The organism is Nitrospirillum amazonense, assembly GCF_007828035.1.
GTDB classification, from domain to species: domain Bacteria; phylum Pseudomonadota; class Alphaproteobacteria; order Azospirillales; family Azospirillaceae; genus Nitrospirillum; species Nitrospirillum amazonense.
On record NZ_VITV01000010.1, the window covers coordinates 17,105 to 33,150 of the forward strand.

General features: G+C 68.8%; 13 protein-coding genes. 8 read left to right on the forward strand and 5 right to left on the reverse strand.

Annotation, left to right across the window (positions count from 1 at the left end; all coding sequences use genetic code 11):
• Positions 1-18 precede the first annotated feature (18 nt).
• From FBZ87_RS23055 to ftrA, 3 genes are all read left to right on the forward strand, one after another.
• Positions 19-381, forward strand: a complete 363-nt coding sequence (locus FBZ87_RS23055; protein ID WP_145612949.1) for a hypothetical protein — start codon at positions 19-21, stop codon at positions 379-381.
• On the forward strand, positions 378-731 hold the full coding sequence (locus FBZ87_RS23060) for a hypothetical protein (RefSeq protein WP_145612950.1): 354 nt from the start codon (positions 378-380) through the stop codon (positions 729-731). The genes FBZ87_RS23055 and FBZ87_RS23060 overlap by 4 nt, the downstream gene beginning before the upstream one ends.
• Positions 732-816: 85 nt before the next feature.
• Entirely contained in the window at positions 817-1,809 is a 993-nt protein-coding gene (gene ftrA, locus FBZ87_RS23065; protein WP_145612951.1) for a transcriptional regulator FtrA, read from the forward strand.
• A gap of 4 nt (positions 1,810-1,813) precedes the next feature.
• Here the strand turns inward: ftrA and FBZ87_RS23070 are convergent, their stop codons facing one another.
• Positions 1,814-2,185 (reverse strand): hypothetical protein, encoded by a 372-nt coding sequence (locus FBZ87_RS23070; RefSeq protein WP_145612952.1) that lies wholly within the window; start codon positions 2,183-2,185, stop codon positions 1,814-1,816.
• Positions 2,186-2,405: 220 nt separating this feature from the next.
• Between FBZ87_RS23070 and FBZ87_RS23075 the strand changes: the two genes are divergently transcribed.
• Together FBZ87_RS23075 and FBZ87_RS23080 are read left to right on the forward strand one after the other, a co-directional pair.
• Positions 2,406-4,748, forward strand: coding sequence for a beta-glucosidase family protein (locus FBZ87_RS23075; RefSeq protein WP_246134545.1), 2,343 nt, complete (start codon positions 2,406-2,408; stop codon positions 4,746-4,748).
• 91 nt (positions 4,749-4,839) lie between these two features.
• Positions 4,840-6,459, forward strand: coding sequence for a GMC family oxidoreductase (locus FBZ87_RS23080; protein WP_145612953.1), 1,620 nt, complete (start codon positions 4,840-4,842; stop codon positions 6,457-6,459).
• Positions 6,460-6,474: 15 nt separating this feature from the next.
• Here FBZ87_RS23080 and FBZ87_RS23085 read toward each other — a convergent pair whose 3' ends face one another.
• Positions 6,475-6,771 (reverse strand): ArsR/SmtB family transcription factor, encoded by a 297-nt coding sequence (locus tag FBZ87_RS23085; protein ID WP_246134546.1) that lies wholly within the window; start codon positions 6,769-6,771, stop codon positions 6,475-6,477.
• Between the two features lie 147 nt (positions 6,772-6,918).
• On the opposite strand from FBZ87_RS23085, the gene FBZ87_RS23090 reads away from it, so the two are divergent.
• Positions 6,919-7,665 (forward strand): glucose 1-dehydrogenase, encoded by a 747-nt coding sequence (locus tag FBZ87_RS23090; protein WP_145612955.1) that lies wholly within the window; start codon positions 6,919-6,921, stop codon positions 7,663-7,665.
• A gap of 81 nt (positions 7,666-7,746) precedes the next feature.
• Here FBZ87_RS23090 and FBZ87_RS23095 read toward each other — a convergent pair whose 3' ends face one another.
• Together FBZ87_RS23095 and FBZ87_RS23100 are read right to left on the reverse strand one after the other, a co-directional pair.
• Positions 7,747-8,598 carry a CPBP family intramembrane glutamic endopeptidase gene (locus FBZ87_RS23095; protein WP_145612956.1) on the reverse strand — a complete coding sequence of 284 codons (852 nt, stop codon included), beginning with the start codon at positions 8,596-8,598 and terminating at the stop codon, positions 7,747-7,749.
• Entirely contained in the window at positions 8,595-9,092 is a 498-nt protein-coding gene (locus FBZ87_RS23100) for a MarR family winged helix-turn-helix transcriptional regulator (RefSeq protein ID WP_145612957.1), read from the reverse strand. The genes FBZ87_RS23095 and FBZ87_RS23100 overlap by 4 nt, the downstream gene beginning before the upstream one ends.
• A 190-nt stretch (positions 9,093-9,282) precedes the next feature.
• On the opposite strand from FBZ87_RS23100, the gene FBZ87_RS23105 reads away from it, so the two are divergent.
• Positions 9,283-11,799, forward strand: a complete 2,517-nt coding sequence (locus FBZ87_RS23105; protein ID WP_211107119.1) for a PepSY domain-containing protein — start codon at positions 9,283-9,285, stop codon at positions 11,797-11,799.
• 13 nt (positions 11,800-11,812) lie between these two features.
• On the opposite strand, the gene FBZ87_RS23110 is transcribed toward FBZ87_RS23105, so the two are convergent.
• Entirely contained in the window at positions 11,813-12,862 is a 1,050-nt protein-coding gene (locus FBZ87_RS23110) for a LacI family DNA-binding transcriptional regulator (RefSeq protein WP_211107120.1), read from the reverse strand.
• Between the two features lie 688 nt (positions 12,863-13,550).
• Here FBZ87_RS23110 and FBZ87_RS23115 point away from each other — a divergent pair.
• The gene (locus tag FBZ87_RS23115; RefSeq protein ID WP_186454934.1) at positions 13,551-15,998 is read left to right on the forward strand and encodes a TonB-dependent receptor; all 2,448 of its coding nucleotides are present in this window, start codon (positions 13,551-13,553) and stop codon (positions 15,996-15,998) included.
• Positions 15,999-16,046: the final 48 nt, after the last annotated feature.

The following is a 16,046-nucleotide window of genomic DNA, read 5'->3' on the forward strand; positions in this document are numbered from 1 at the left end:
CCGCGATGGGAGGTTCATATGGTTCATGCCCATTCCCTGCACAGCTTGGCCCTGCTGTTGCTGATTCTGGGCGGGCTGTTCGCCCTCGGTTTTGGCTTCGTGCTGTTTCACGTTCCGGGGGAGCCGGCCGATCGGCGCGCCATCCTGCCCTATTACTGTGCGGCAATTGTCATTCTGATGGGCACCGCGCTGCTGCTGGACCTGGGTCTGGCCAAGGGTTGGCCTGGGCTTTTGTTCCTGGTCGGCCTGGGGGTCGTGGCCTTGGCCACCTCCCGTGTCTGTAGCCGCTGCGGCATCGCCGTCCTGCCCCGCAGCTTGGTTCCGCCCGAACACTGCGCCCATTGCGGCCATGCGTTCGGCGGAGGGAGAGACGACCGATGACACCGGACTGGACCATCATCGGCACCATCCTGCTGGGCCTGGCCGTGGCACAGCTGGCCGCCGCCATAGCCTGGTGCCATCTGGTTCCCGGTAACCCGGTGCGGCGCAACCGGACCTACCACTGGTTCTATGCCGGCATCGCGCTGGCCGTCTTCCTTTACGCTTGGGTATGCTGGGGCTGGGCGCAGGCTTGGCCGCTGGCGGTGGCCACCCCCTTCATGATCGGCGTGGCATTGACGGGATTCCGGTTGTGCCCCACCTGCGGCGTCATCAGTGGTCACGTCGTCCGGCATTGCCCGCGGTGCGGTGCCGCGATGAAGGCCCCGGACGGTGAGGGCGCGCCACCATAGCCGTTCCGCCAATAGGCGGGCATTTCCCGCCATGGCGGCGATGCCCCCTTGGCGCCCCCGCCACGCCGGTGTTTCATGGGATGCCATGACCCTGCGCCGCCCCGCCCCCGCCGCTCCGCCGCCCCCGCGCAACCGCACGGTGGCCGTCCTGGCCTATGACGGCTTGTGCACGTTCGAGTTTGGCGTGGCGGTGGAGGTGTTCGGTCTGCCCCGGCCGGAGATGGTGGATTGGTACGAGTTCCGCGTCTGCGCCGCCGACACCGGCCCCATGCGGGCCATGGGCGGCATCCAGGTGCTGGCCGACGGCGGGCTGGAGGAATTGGCGGCCGCCGGCACCGTCATCATCCCCGGCTGGCGCGGCATGGATGCCCCGGTGCCGCCGGCCCTGCTGGACGCGCTGCGCCGGGCGCACGCCGCCGGGGCGCGGCTGGTGTCCATCTGTTCCGGGGTCTTCGTCCTGGCGGCGGCCGGCGTGCTGGCCGGCAAGCGCGCCACCACCCACTGGCGTTATGCCCAGGCCCTGGCGGAGCGGTTCCCCGACATCCACGTGGAGCCGGACGTGCTGTACGTGGACGAGGGATCCGTACTGACGTCGGCCGGCAGTGCCGCCGGCCTGGATTTGTGCCTGCACATCATCCGCCGCGACCATGGCGCCCGCATCGCCAACCAGGTGGCCCGCCGCTTGGTCATCCCGCCCCATCGCGACGGCGGCCAGGCCCAGTTCGTGGAGGCGCCGCTGGCCGACGAGGCCGCGCCCTTGTCCGCCCTATTCGACTGGATCCGCCGCAACCTGGACCAGGACCTGCCCCTGGCCCGTCTGGCGTCCCAGGCGCGCATGAGCGAGCGCACCCTGGTCCGCCGCTTCCGCGAGGCCGCTGGCACCAGCCCCAAGGACTGGATCCTGACGGAGCGGCTGAACCGCGCCCGCACCCTGCTGGAAGCCACGTCGCTGCCGCTGGAGCAGGTGGCGGCCGACTGCGGCTTCGGCAGCGCCGATACCCTGCGCCACCATTTCCGCGCCCGCCTGCGCACCAGCCCCGCCGCCTACCGCGGCCGTTTTGCCGACGCGGCCGAGTAGTCCCTTATACTTTTCCCCCGCAGGCGTTCACGGCGGCCAGGACCCTGGCGACGTCCTCGGCCGCCGTCTGATGGCTCCCGCCGACCAGCAGCGTCGCCTTGGCCGTGCCGCCCGGCGGGACTTCCGTGGGCAGAGGCGGGCGAAGCAGCGACACCGCCGACCCCCGCACCCATAGCGCCGATCCGTCCGGCCGCGTCAGGCGGGCGAAGTCCGGGACCAGGCCCAGGCGGGCCAGCAGGGCGTCCGGCGCCTCCGCCGTCGTCACCCCTTCGGCCAAGCCGCCCAGCGCCGTCCCGGATGGACCACCAACCAGGGTGCTGATGCCACCGGCATCGATATGGATGGTGGTCCCGGCGGATGTCTTGATCTCAGCCATCGTCTTCCTCCTGACAGTGATTTTGCTCCAGCCAAACCCAGGACCGCGCCGGCGGCCTAGACGCGCATTCGGCCATCAGCCATCCGGCCTCGCCGACAGGGCCGCACAAAACCGGTTGCGCCAGTCCAGGCCAAACCCTAGAGTGCCCGCCATATGACAAGGTTGTCATATGCCCCGTCGGGCCCCTTCCGGCGGCAATAAAACTAGGGAGTAGACGTTCGTGCCCCATGCGCCGTTTGGGTCCTGCCTGCCTTCCATTCCCCGTGCCTTCACCCGCCGCCTTGCCGCCGGCGCCGCCCTCAGCGCGCTGATGATTGGGGGCGCGCTGACCTCGCCGGCCCACGCCCAGATCGCGCTGGAGGCCGAGATGTCGGCGCGGGCCACCGCCGCCGCCGTGCCGCCCACCCCGTCGGTGCCGGGGCCGTGGATGAACACCAAGCTGTCGCCGGATGAGCGCGCCCGCCTGCTGGAAAGCCAGCTGACCCTGGATGAGCGCATCGGCATGCTGCACGGCATCATGGCCCTGCCCTACAAGATCGAGGGCCTGCCGGACGGCGTCGTCTGGTCCGCCGGCTACATCCCCGGCGTGCCGCGCCTGGGCATCCCGGCACTGCGCGAGACGGACGCCAGCCTGGGTGTAGCCACCCCTCACCGCCTGCGCCCCGACGGCGCCACCGGCCTGCCCGCCGGCCTGGCCATCGCCGCGACGTGGAGCCCGGAACTGGCCTACCAGGGCGGCGCCATGGTGGGTGACGAGGCGACGCGCAAGGGCTTCAACGTCCTGCTGGGCGGCGGGGTGAACCTGACGCGCGAGGCGCGGAATGGCCGCAACTTCGAATATCTGGGCGAGGATCCGCTGCTGGCCGGCACCTTGGCGGGCCAAGCCATCCGCGGCACCCAGGACCAGCACATCGTGGCGACGGTGAAGCACTTCGCCATCAACAGCCAGGAATCGAGCCGCCGCGCCGTGAGCGCCGTGATCGACGAGGCGCCGCTGCGTGAGAGCGACCTGCTGGCTTTCCAGTTCGCCATCGAGGCGGGCAAGCCCGGCTCGGTCATGTGCTCCTACAACCGCGTCAACGGCCCGTGGGCCTGCGACAGCGACTTCCTGCTGAACAAGGTGCTGAAGGGTGACTGGGCCTATCCCGGCTGGGTCATGTCCGACTGGGGCGCCACCCCGGCCCTGAGCGCCGTCACCAACGGCCTGGACCAGCAGTCGGGCGAGCAGATCGACAGGGAGGTGTTCTTCGACAAGCCGCTGAAGGCGGCGGTCGAGGGCGGCCAGATCCCGGCGGCCCGCGTGTCGGACATGGTGCGGCGCATCCTGCGCTCGCTGTTCGCCACCGGGGTGTTCGACGTGAAGGCGCCCACCGGCCCCATCGACTTCCAGGCCCACGCCGACATCACCCGCACGGTCGCCGAACAGGGCATCGTGCTGTTGAAGAACAGGGGCGACGTGCTGCCCTTCACCAAGGGCAAGCGTATCGCCGTCATCGGCGGCCTGGCGGATGTGGGCGTGCTGTCGGGCGGCGGCTCATCCCAGGTGCTGGCGGCCGACGGGCCCAACCATGACTACAAGAACGGCGCCTTCGTCCACATCGGCGGCACCGGTGAGCTGGTCCACATCTCCGACGCCGTCTACCAGCCCGACGCGCCGCTGAAGGCCATCGAGGGCAAGGCCGGCAAGGACAACGTGTTCTTCGCCGATGGCCGCTACGTCAGCGAAAGCGTGGCCGCCGCCAAGGACGCGGACATCGCCATCGTCTTCGCCACGCAATGGAACATCGAAGGCCAGGACGTGCCGGATCTGAGCCTGCCCCAGGGCCAGGACGCCGTCATCGCCGCCGTGGCCGCCGCCAATCCCAACACCATCGTGGTGCTGGAGACGGGCGGCCCCGTCGCCATGCCCTGGCTGGACAAGGTGGCGGGTGTGGTGGAGGCCTGGTACCCCGGCACGCGCGGCGGCCAGGCCATCGCCAACGTGCTGTTCGGCGACGTGAATCCCTCGGGCCACCTGCCCATCACCTTCCCCAAGGATGAAAGCCAGCTGCCCAGCCCGGTGCTGGCCGGCTTCTATGAGCGCGACCGCACCAAGCTGATCGACGCCCATTATCCGGAGAAGTCGGATGTGGGCTACCGCTGGTACGCGGCCAAGGGCCTCACGCCCCTGTTCCCCTTCGGCTACGGCCTCAGCTACACTACCTTCGCGCAAGGCGGGCTGAAGGCCGCCGCCGGCACCAAGGCGGGTGAGGCGATGAAGATCAGCTTCACGGTCACCAACACCGGGAAACGCGCCGGCCAGGATGTGGGGCAGGTCTATCTGGTGTCGGGCCCGCAGGGCAACCGCACGCGCCTGCTGGGCTTTGGCCGCGTGGACCTGAAGCCGGGCGAGAAAAAGACGGTCAGCGTCAGCGTCGATCCGCGCCTGCTGGCCGATTTCGACGCCCAGGCCCATGAGTGGAAGGTGGCGGCCGGCAGCTATACCGTGGCCCTGGGCAGCGACGCCCTGAGCCTGGGGGAGAAGCAGACCGTGACGCTGAAGGCCCAGACCCTGAAGCCGTGACGGGATCGCCTGGCAAGTCGCCCCGGCGCTTGCCAGGCCCCACCCCTGGGGCCGACACTGGCGGCAAAACAGCCGCCTGGGAGAACGCCTCATGTCCGCCGCCGCACAAGCCGACATCTTCGACTACATAGTCGTGGGCGCGGGGTCGGCCGGGTGCGTGCTGGCCAACCGGTTGTCGGCCGACCCGGGCGTGCGCGTGGCCTTGGTGGAGGCCGGCGGCAAGGACGACTGGATCTGGTTCCACATTCCCGTCGGCTATCTGTTCGCCATCGGCAATCCCCGTGCCGACTGGATGTTCAAGACGGAGGCCGTGCCCGGCCTGAACGGCCGCAGCCTGGCCTATCCGCGCGGCAAGGTGCTGGGCGGCTGCTCCGCCATCAACGCCATGATCTACATGCGCGGCCAGGCCGCCGACTATGACGGCTGGCGCCAGACGGGGCTGGAGGGCTGGGGCTGGGACGACGTGCTGCCCACCTTCCTGGCGCAGGAGGACCATGTGGCGGGCGCCAGCCTGTTCCACGGGGCCGGCGGCGAATGGCATGTCGACCATCCCCGCGTCCGCTGGGCCCTGCTGGACGCTGTCATCGAGGCGGTCGAGCAGTGCGGCATACCCCGCACGGAAGATTTCAACCGCGGCGACAATGAGGGTTGCGGCTATTTCCAGGTGAACCAGAAGGGCGGCCGGCGCTGGAGTGCGGCCCGCGCCTTCCTGGACCCCGTCCGCCACCGCCCCAACCTGACCGTCATCACCGGCGCCCTGGCCGACCGCCTGGTGTTCGAGGGCACGCACGCCACCGGCGTGCGCCTGCGCGCCCCGAACGGCGTCCGCACCCTGGCGGCGCGGCGGGAGGTGGTGGTGGCCACCGGCGCCGTGGCCACGCCCGCCTTGCTGGAACGCTCCGGCATCGGCGCCGGCCAGCGGCTGCGCGATCTGGGCGTGGAGGTCATCGCCGACCGCCCGGGGGTGGGGGAGAATTTGCAGGACCACCTGCAGCTGCGTCCCATCTTCAAGGTGACGGGCGTGCCCACCCTGAACCTGCTGTACAGGTCCCTGCCCCGGCGGGCGTGGATGGGTCTGCACTATGCCTTGCGCCGGCGCGGGCCGCTGACCATGGCGCCGTCGCAACTGGGTGCCTTCACCCGCAGCGGGCCGGAATACGCGACCCCCAACCTGCAATTCCACATCCAGCCCCTGTCGCTGGACAAGTTCGGCGACGCCCTGCACCCCTTCGGCGCCTTCACCGCCAGCGTCTGCAACCTGCGCCCCACCAGCCGGGGCAGCATCCACGCGCGCAGCCCCGACGCCACCGCCGCCCCCGTCATCCAGCCCAACTACCTGGCCACGGAGGAGGACCGGCGGGTGGCGGTGGACAGCCTGCGCCTGGCCCGCCGCATCGCCCAGGCCCCGGCGCTGGCCGCCTTCAACCCCGAGGAATACAAGCCCGGCACCCATCTGCAGAGCGATGCCGACATCGCGCAGGCCGCCGGCGACGTGGGCACCACCATCTTCCACCCCGTGGGCACCGCCCGCATGGGCGCCCCCGACGATCCGCACGCCGTCACCGATGCCCGCCTGCGCGTCATCGGCGTGCGGGGCCTGCGTGTGGCCGACGCCTCCGTCATGCCACGCATCACCTCGGGCAACACCGCCTCCCCCACCATGATGATCGCGGAGCGGGCGGCGGCGATGATACTGGAGGATGCGCGCTAGCGGGGACGGCGAACTCTATACCCGGACCTGCGCGTAGGCGCCCAGGATTGCCGCGATAAGGCCCGGGAAGCGCTGATCCACCTCGGAACAGCGCGAATGGTTGCGCATTTCCACGCCGTGCCGCTCGCACCGGATCAGCCCGGCCTCGCGCAGCACCTTGATATGGTGGGACAGCGAGGATTTCGGGATGGCCTTGTCACCCACCACTGCAAATGCGGAGCACGCCTCCACACAGCCCTGCCCAGAAATCTGGGTAAAGATCGCCGCGCGCACGGGATCGGACAGGGCGTGGAGGATGGCTTCCGGTCGCATATCTCCGACCGCGGGGTGAAAGAGGGGCCTCATGATTTTTTTAATATGAGGGGGCTTGTTGCCTGCTTCAATAGTTCCGATATTCCGAACTATGGGACGAAGCCGGCATCCTGCGGCTGCCCCGACTCAAAAGAGGGAATGGAAAACATGGGAAAGCTTACCGGTAAGGTCGCCGTGGTGACGGGCGCCTCCAAGGGCATCGGCGCCGGCATCGCCAAGGCGCTGGCGGCGGAAGGCGCCGCCGTGGTGGTCAACTATGCGTCGAGCAAGGCCGGCGCGGACGCGGTGGTCCAGGCGGTCACGGCGGCCGGCGGCAAGGCAATCGCCGTGCAGGGCGACGTCGCCAAGGCCGACCAGGCGCAGGGCCTGATCGACGCAGCGGTCAAGGAATTCGGTCGCCTGGACATCCTGGTCAACAACTCCGGCGTTTACGAATTCGCCTCCATCGAAGAGGTAACCGAGGCGCATTACCGCCGCATATTCGACGTGAACGTGCTGGGCCTGCTGCTGACCACCCAGGCGGCCGCGAAGCACCTGGGCGAAGGTGGCAGCATCATCAACATCTCGTCCGCCGTCACCAGCGTGCTCATGCCGAATTCGGCCGTCTATACCGGGACCAAGGGCGCGGTGGACGTCATCACCGGCGTGCTGGCCAATGAACTGGGCCCGCGCAAGATCCGGGTGAACGCCATCAACCCGGGCATCGTCGAGACCGAAGGCACACATTCCGCCGGGGTCATCGGCTCCGAACTCGAACAGGGCTTCGTGGCGCAGACCCCATTGGGCCGCGTCGGCCGGCCGGACGACATCGGGGCCGTCGCCGTCTTCCTCGCCTCCGACGACGCCCGCTGGCTGACCGGTGAGCGGTTGACCGCCAGCGGCGGCCTGCGCTGAGCGTCATGCCCCGTCTCGTGCGCTCCCCTTCACGGGGGGAGCGCACACTTACTCCGCCCGGCCCGGCTGGGCCGGCGCGCGTCAGGCGGGGCGCCCGAAGGCCAGACGCAGCCAGACCAGGGCGGCGATGGCGATCACCACCAGCGAGACCAGCGAGCCTTCGACCCCGAAGGCCCCGCCGGTCAGCCACGGCGCACCGGCCAGATCGCCGCGCACAAGGCCGGACGTGACGGCATGACCCGATACCGGGACCGAGAACACCTGGCCCACGCTGTAATTCCAGGCAACATGGCTGCCGATGCACAGCCACAGGCGGCGCACCTTCATGTAGATGGCCGCCTGCAGCAGGCCGAAGGCGCAGGCGGCGGCCACCGCCAACAGGGAGATGCCCTCGTTGGGCAGATGCACCAAGCCGAACAGCAGGGCGGAAATGGCAAGGGCGGTGCGGCTACCCCAGGCCCGTTCGGTCACGCCGAACACGATGCCGCGGAACACCGCCTCTTCCGCCAGCGCGACCAGCACCAGTTCGGCCAAGGGCAGGAAAAGCGCCAGGCTGGCGCCATTCACCCCATCGACCCGATAGACGCCTAACAGGGCCAGCAGCGCGAAGACAGCCGTCACCATGGCGCCACCCAGCAGCAGGCCAAGGCCCAGTTCGCGCGGCGCTTGGGGCAGCGCCAGTTCCATCACCGGGCGCTTTTCAATGCGCCGCACATAAAAGCCATAACCGAACCAAACGAGGACCGCCGCCAGCAGCTGCGGCCACACGACGCGGTACGGCTTATCCACCAGCTTGGTGGCCAGGATCATCACCAGCGGCACCGGCGCGAAGGTGAGCAGCGTGCCAATGAGGATGCGCACCAGCGGGTGGGCCATCAGACGCGTGCCGAAGCGGGGGCGGGGGACGGCCAGGGCCAAGGTGTGATCCATCATTCGCTTTCCGGGTTGGGGGATGAGGTGGCATCAGGCCGTGAGTGGCGGGCGGCGCGGATACGGTCGCCGAACGGGCGCTTGTGCAAGGCCTCGATGGCCTCGCGCAGGCATTGGGATAGGGGATAGGGCAGATCGGCATCCAGGCTGTCGGCGGCCTGGCGGGTCCTGTCCCAGCATTCCTGCAGCCGGCCCAGCAGGGACACGCCATGGTCGCTGAGCCGGACCAGGCGCTGGCGCGCGTCGCTGTCGCTGGCGGTGATGGACACCAGCTTGTCCGCCTTCATCAGCGCCAGTGTCTGCGTTACGGCCGGCTGAGTGATGCCGGCCAGTTCGGCGATGCGCCCCACCGTCAGGCTGCCGTGCGCCGCCAAGACCCGCATGACAGGCGTGTAGCGCGGCCGGTAGTCCAGCCCCGCCTCGCCGTAGGCGGCATCGACCGCCCCGTCGAGCAGGTCGATCAGATGCCGCAGCTGAGTTCCCAATCCCTGTTTCATGCGGTGATAATATCACCACTTATATAAGTGGTGATATAATTTTCTTCGATACGGTTTTGATACTGGTGGCCCCCCTCTGTAGACGAGACTCCCTAATCCAAGCCCCTTCCCAAATCGCCGCCCGACCGCTATAAGCGATTGCGAGTTATTTGCAATACCGGCGGTGGGACGCCGCCCGGGGGATGTGACAGTGACCAGCGTGACCAGAGACCAGGCCGGCGGCGACGCCGTGGCCAGCCAGAGCATTCGTGCGCCCGGTGAAGCGCGCCGGTTGTCGGTGAAGGGCCCGGCGGGCGGCGTCACGGGGCGGTGGGTGGTTTATCAACTGCACTGGCTGCTGGGCATCACGCTGGGCTTTGTGCTGGCCCTGATGGGCATCACCGGCGCCACCATGAGTTTCGAAGACCAGATCATGCGGGCGCTGAGCCCCGGCGTGATCACGGTGGCGCCGCGCGAGGCGCCGGTGCTGGCGCCCGACGCGCTGCTGGCCCGGGTGCGCGAGCAGCGGCCCGACACGCGGGTGGAAGGCGTGTTCCTGTCCGCCCGCAAGGATGAGGCGGCGCGCGTGCTGTTCGCCGGCGGCATGGGCGGCAACCGGGGGGAACGCGCCTATGTCGACCCCTATGACGGCACGGTGCTGGGCCGCGCGACGGGGGAGGAGTTCTTCGCCTTCGTCCGCCGGCTGCACCGCTGGCTGGCCCTACCCGGCAACGGCGACGGCATCGGCCGGCAGATCACCGGCGCCGCCGTCATGGCCCTGCTGTTCTTCTGCCTCTCGGGCCTGTATCTGCGCTGGCCCCGCCGGCCACTGGACTGGCGGGCCTGGCTGGCGCTGGACACGGGGGCCAAGGGCCGCGCCTTCCTGTGGTCCTTGCACGCCGTCATCGGCACCTGGGTGCTGCTGGTCTATCTGGTCATCGGCCTGACCGGACTGTGGTGGTCCTACGACTGGTACCGCGACGCGGCCGTCCAACTACTGACCGGCCAACCGCTGCCGGCGCGCGAGGAAGGCCCGAAAGGTGGGAAGGGCGGCCGGGAGCGAGGCAAGAACGAGGCCGACCCCGTTTCCGTCGATACCGCCTGGGCCGCCTTCCTAGCGCGCGAGGGCGACCATTACGCCATGGCGCTGCTAACCCCGCCGGGCAAGCCGGGCGGCCCCACCCGCGTGCGCTATCGCCCCCTGGGCGCGCCGGCGGACCAGGCCTATGACGAGATGGTGCTCGACACCGCCACGGGCGCCGTGACGTCGGAAAGCCATTACGCGGACAAGAAGCTGGGCGCCCAGTTGCTGGCCGGGGTGCTGACCGTGCACCGGGGCACCTATTTCGGCACCGGGGGTGCCGTGGTGTTCATGGCCGCGGCCGGGGCCATGCCCCTGTTCACCATCACCGGCCTGCTGATGTACCTGGATCGCCGCCGCAAGAAGAAGGCGGTGCGCTTGGCCATGGGAGCCGCGTCCACAATCCTGCCCACACCCATCCCACCCACTGGGGCCAGCAGCACCACCCTGACCGTCGCCTACGCCAGCCAGACGGGCACGGCGGAGCAGCTGGCCTGGCGCACGGCCGGCGCGCTGCGCGACGGCGGGCTGGCGCCCGAGGTGCTGCCGCTGGCCAAGCTGGATCCGAAGACCCTGCGCGGCCGCCTGCTGGTGGTGGCCAGCACCTATGGCGAGGGGGAGCCGCCGGACGACGCCCGCGCCTTCGCCAGGAAGCGCATGGGCAGCCCCGCCGATCTGGCCGGTGTGGCGTTCGCAGTGCTGGCCCTGGGTGACCGGCAGTATGAGACCTTCTGTGGCTTCGGCCGCGCGTTGGACCGCTGGCTGGGCGACAGCGGCGCCACCCGCCTGTTCGAGCCCGTGCTGGTGGACGACAACAACGCCGAGGCCCTGCACCAGTGGCAGGAGCAGCTGCGGAGCATCGGGGCCGGCACCGCGCCTGACTGGGCGCCGGACGCATACGGCCGCTGGCGCCTGGTGGAGCGCCGGCTGCTGAACCCAGGCAGCCCGGGCGGCCCCGCCTATCACCTGTCGCTGGAGCCCCTGGACCAGCCCCTGCCCCTTTGGGCCGCCGGCGACATCGCCCAGATCCTGCCCGGCAACGACGCCAGCGCCCATCACCGCGACTATTCCATCGCCAGCCTGCCATCCTCCGGCCGCCTGGACCTGCTGGTGCGCCAGCAGACGCGGCCCGACGGCACCTTGGGCCTGGGTTCCGGCTGGCTGACCGCCGGTATCGCGGTAGGGGATGAGGTGCGCCTGCGCCTGCGGCCCAACCCCAGCTTCCACGCCCCGGCGGCGGCGGTGCCCATGATCCTGATCGGTGCCGGCACCGGCTTGGCCGGCCTGCGCGGCCACCTCAAGCACCGCCAAATGCTGCGCCAGGGCGACGCCTGGCTGCTGTTCGGGGAGCGACATGCCGCCACCGACGCCTGGCATGCTGAGGAGATCGCTGCCTGGCAGGCGGACGGCACGCTGGCGCGCGTGGACCTGGTCTATTCCCGTGACGGCCAGGGCTATGTCCAGGACCGCCTGGCGGCCCTTGGCGACACGGTGCGCGAATGGGTGGATCGGGGCACCGTCCTCTATGTCTGCGGCAGCCTTGAAGGCATGGCCCCAGGCGTCGACCAGGCGCTGGAGACCATCCTGGGCCGCGACCGCCTGGACGCGCTGACGGCCGAGGGGCGCTATCGCCGGGATGTGTACTGATACCTGCGCGCGATTACGTCGCGCGCACGACTAACCTAGTCGGCAGGATCAGCGAGTCCGGATGCTCGCCATTGATCAGCGCCAGCACGGCCTGCGCCAGCCGTACCCCGCCCTCCGTCCAGTCCTGGTGCACCGAGGTCAGGGCCGGCGTGTGGAAGGCGGCCATGGGGGTGTCGTCGTAGCCGATGACAGACACGTCGTCCGGCACGGTCAGCTTCGCCTCTGTCAGGGCGCGCATGGCGCCCAGCGCGATGGCGTCGCTGCAGGCAAAGATGCCATCGAATCCACCTGGCGTATCGGTCAGCAGGCCCCGCACCGCCGCCACGCCGGCGTTGAAGGTGAAGTCGCACGGCGCCAGCGCCACCAGCACCGCCCCGGCCGACGCCAGGGTTTCGGTGAAGCCGTGCAGGCGCTCGGCATTCTCGCGGTGACGGGTGTCGCCCAGGAAGACCAGGCGGCGGCGGCCGGTCTCGATCAAGCGGGCGGCAGCCAGCGCCCCGCCCTGGTGATTGTCGCTGCCCACGAAGACGGGATCCACACCCGGCTGGGGGGCGCCCCACACCACCAGCGGCACGCCCATGGGCAGCAGCTGGCGCACGGCCGTGTCGTCGGCGCCCTGGCCCAGCAGGATTGCGCCGTCGGCCGCCTGCACGGCGGCGGCCGGCTGCGACTGGCCGGTGGTCAGCAGCACGTTGTAACCGGCCGTGGTCAGTTCCTGGCAGATGCCGCCCAGCAGATCCAAGGGAAAGGGGCCGGACATGGGGCGTTCCGGCGTGGGTTTCATGTCCACCACCACGGCGATGGTGTGGCTGCGCTGCAGGCGCAGGTTCCGGGCCGTGGCGTTGAAGCGGTAGCCCATTTCCCGCGCCAGGTCCTGGATGCGGCGGCGCGTGTCCTCACGCACGGACGGGCTGTCCCGCAGGGCGCGGGACACGGTGATGATGGAGACCTGCGCCCGTTCCGCCAGGTCGGCCATGGTCAGGCGCGCGGCGTCACCGGGGACAGCATCCGCCATTAAGGACGAAGCCGCCGGGCGGCTGGACTTGGCGGGGCGCGGGCTCATCAGCGGGTCCGAAACGAGAAAGAAAGCCGGGAAGAAGGAACATCCCCATAAACGGACATTCCGGGTGATGACTGTTTCATAAACCCACTGTGCTTGCCAGACGAGGCCTTGCCAAGCGCGGGCTGGTCCTGCCCGGCGGCGGTATCGAGTCGTCGTCCAGTCCCATATGCGGATAGACGTTCCGCCCGGCCCAATCCCCTATCCTCCCTCTTTCCGCAGGTGAACCCGCGCCCATTCCCGGCCAGGGTCTACGCTTGTTCCACAGCCCAGCCCTAGCATTGAATGACATCGATAACAATAGTAACGGCCCACCTTACCCCGCATGAGGGAAGGAGGACGATACTGATATGCCAAGAGTTTGAAGGAAACGCGACACATCCAGGATTTATGCTGCGTTTGCGAAGTGCAGGCGCAGCAATATTGGCCCCGTCCACGCCCTGGTGTTGCGCCGTTGCATCGCCCACCGCCCTCGTGAATTCCAAATGACATCGATGTCTTGTTATCGATGTCATTCGATGTTATCGATGGCCCCATTCAAGCAGGGGTGGTAGGCGATCCAACCAGGGCGTGCCATCCCGATAAGAAGCCTTGGGTCAGGGCGCGACGGGGCGAGCCAGTCCAAGTCACGATCACCACCAAGACATAAGGGGAGGGAAGAATGTCACATCCTCACAGGATAGGTGCGTTGTTGGGCGGCGTCGCGCTGGCGGCCCTGCTGATGCCGGCCGTTGGCTTGGCGCAAACGGCGGCCACCACGGCCACGAACACCGCACCGGCGCCGCAGGCCGCCGGCGCCGTGGACGAGCTTCAGGAAATCATCGTCACCGGCACCGCGCGCAGCGACGGCATGAAGAAGCTGGACGCCAGCTTCGCCATCAGCACCATCAAGGCCGAGGACATCGTCGCCCAGCAGCCCAACGGCACCGCCGACCTGCTGAAGCTGACGCCCGGCCTGTGGGTGGAATCCACCAGCGGCACGGCCGGCCCCAACATCGACGTGCGCGGTTTCCCGGGCGGCGGCGACGCGCCCTTCATCACCATGCAGATCGACGGCTCGCCCATCTACCCGGCACCCACGCTGTCCTTCATGGACAACTCCACCCTCATCCGCCTGGACGACACGGTGGAGCGGGTGGAGGTGCTGCGCGGCGGTCCGGCCACCGTCTTCTCCAACGCCCAGCCGGGCGCCACGGTGAACTTCATCCAGCGCAAGGGCACGGACACCCCCGAGGGCAGCATCCGCCTGACCGTGGGTGACGAGGGTCTGTACCGCGTCGACACCTATTACGGCGGCCCCATCACCAAGGACCTGAACTTCATGGTCGGCGGCTTCTACCGCTACAATGAGGGCATCCGCAGCACCCAGTTCCCTGCCGATGACGGCGGGCAGGTGGTGGCCAACATCACCAAGAAGTTCGAGAATGGCGAGTTCACGTTCTACGGCCGCCGCACGGACGACAAGAACGCCTTCTACACCGCCATCCCGCTGGTCAGCAGCAACGGCGGCAAGAACATCTCGGCCTTCCCCGGCACCGATCCGGGCACCTTCAGCCTGTACAGCAACGACGTCCGCAACGTCACCATCGAGACCGGCCCCGGCCAGTCCAAGAACGTGGACATCGGCGACGGCCGCGGCATCCAGCTGACCACCCTGGGCAACACCCTGGATTTGGACCTGAAGGGCTGGCAGCTCAGCAACAAGATGAACTTCGTCACCGGCCGGGCCTTCACCCAGTCGGAATTCACGGGCTCCAACCCCGAGACGCTGGGCCAGTTCATCAGCGACACCGTGACCTCGGCCAACGCCAACGCCGCCGTGGTGGCGGCGGCCGGCGGCATCGCCACCGGCGGCTCGGCCAAGATCGTCGGCTCGGGCGCCGCCCTGACCAACATGAACCAGCAGGTCATCGCCGTGGGCATGTGGTCGGTGGACAAGCGCATCCAGTCCTTCACCGACGACGCCCGCCTCAGCCATGAGCTGTTCCCCGGCAATACCCTGACGGTGGGCGCCTACTTCGCCCAGTATTCGTCCAAGGACCAGTGGTACCTGGGCAACAACTACCTGCTGACCATGCAGAACCACCCGCAGGCGGTGGACGTGGTGCTGAACAACGGCGCCAAGGCCTCGCGCGGCGGCCTGACCTCCGGTTCCTTCTACGCGCTGGACGCCAGCTACGACGGCACCGCCGTGGCGGGCTTCATCTCCGACGAATGGAAGATCACGCCGGACCTGCGCCTGGACGCCGGTTTCCGCATGGAACACCAGAGCATCAACGGCACCATCAGCAACGACAGCACCGGCGACCTGGATAACAACCCGCTGACGCTGTACGACAACGCCGCCAGTTACACCAACGGCACCTACTACGGCGTCAGTTCCCACCGGACGGAGCCGTCGTGGACCGTCGGCGCCAACTACTACCTGACCGACGACCTCAGCGTGTACGCCCGCGTCAACAGCGGCCACGAGTTCCCGCAGTTCGACGCCCTGCGCGGCGGCGACTACCAGATGGTCAACATCCGGCAGCAGGAAGTGGGCCTGAAGACGTCGTCACACTATTACAGCGCCTACGTCACCGGCTTCCACAACACCTTCTCCGGCCTCTTGTACCAGGCCGAGGTGGTGAACCCCGACGGCAGCGGCAGCCTGATCAACGAGATCTATGGATCGGAAGCCTGGGGTGCGGAGTTTGAACTGGCGGTGCGGCCCGTCACCAACCTGACGGTCAGCTTCCGCGGCACCTATCTGGATGCCAAGTACCAGGACAACCCCACTTTCAACGGCGACCAGGTGCTGCGCCAGCCCAAGTTCCAGTTCTCCATCGCGCCGTCGTACGAGATCCCGCTGGACTGGGCCAGCCTGCGCCTGTTTGGCACCTACACCCATGTGGGCGACCGCTACGGCGACCCGAACAACCAGCAGCCGCTGCCGGCCTACGACACCCTGGACCTGGGCGTCTCGGCCGAGTTCGACCGCTACACCGTCCAGCTGACCGGCACCAACCTGACGGACGAGTTGGGCATCACCGAGGGCAACGCCCGCGTGGTCGGGTCCGGCACCAGCAGCAGTGGCGTCTTCCTGGGCCGCCCGCTGTTCGGCCGGTCCATCCACCTGAGTGCCGCGGCCAAGTTCTGACCGCGGATTGATTAGGGGCGCCGTCCGCGGGGCGGCCCCCCTCCGGTA

What these genes read in the sequence shown, in the direction of transcription:
- FBZ87_RS23110 (WP_211107120.1), bottom strand. Translation starts at nt 12,862, where the DNA reads ATGAGCCCGCGCCCCGCCAAGTCCAGCCGCCCGGCGGCTTCGTCCTTA.
- FBZ87_RS23100 (WP_145612957.1), bottom strand. Translation starts at nt 9,092, where the DNA reads ATGAAACAGGGATTGGGAACTCAGCTGCGGCATCTGATCGACCTGCTC.
- FBZ87_RS23070 (WP_145612952.1), bottom strand. Translation starts at nt 2,185, where the DNA reads ATGGCTGAGATCAAGACATCCGCCGGGACCACCATCCATATCGATGCC.
- FBZ87_RS23090 (WP_145612955.1), top strand. Translation starts at nt 6,919, where the DNA reads ATGGGAAAGCTTACCGGTAAGGTCGCCGTGGTGACGGGCGCCTCCAAG.
- FBZ87_RS23080 (WP_145612953.1), top strand. Translation starts at nt 4,840, where the DNA reads ATGTCCGCCGCCGCACAAGCCGACATCTTCGACTACATAGTCGTGGGC.
- FBZ87_RS23095 (WP_145612956.1), bottom strand. Translation starts at nt 8,598, where the DNA reads ATGATGGATCACACCTTGGCCCTGGCCGTCCCCCGCCCCCGCTTCGGC.
- FBZ87_RS23055 (WP_145612949.1), top strand. Translation starts at nt 19, where the DNA reads ATGGTTCATGCCCATTCCCTGCACAGCTTGGCCCTGCTGTTGCTGATT.
- FBZ87_RS23060 (WP_145612950.1), top strand. Translation starts at nt 378, where the DNA reads ATGACACCGGACTGGACCATCATCGGCACCATCCTGCTGGGCCTGGCC.
- FBZ87_RS23085 (WP_246134546.1), bottom strand. Translation starts at nt 6,771, where the DNA reads ATGCGACCGGAAGCCATCCTCCACGCCCTGTCCGATCCCGTGCGCGCG.
- ftrA (WP_145612951.1), top strand. Translation starts at nt 817, where the DNA reads ATGACCCTGCGCCGCCCCGCCCCCGCCGCTCCGCCGCCCCCGCGCAAC.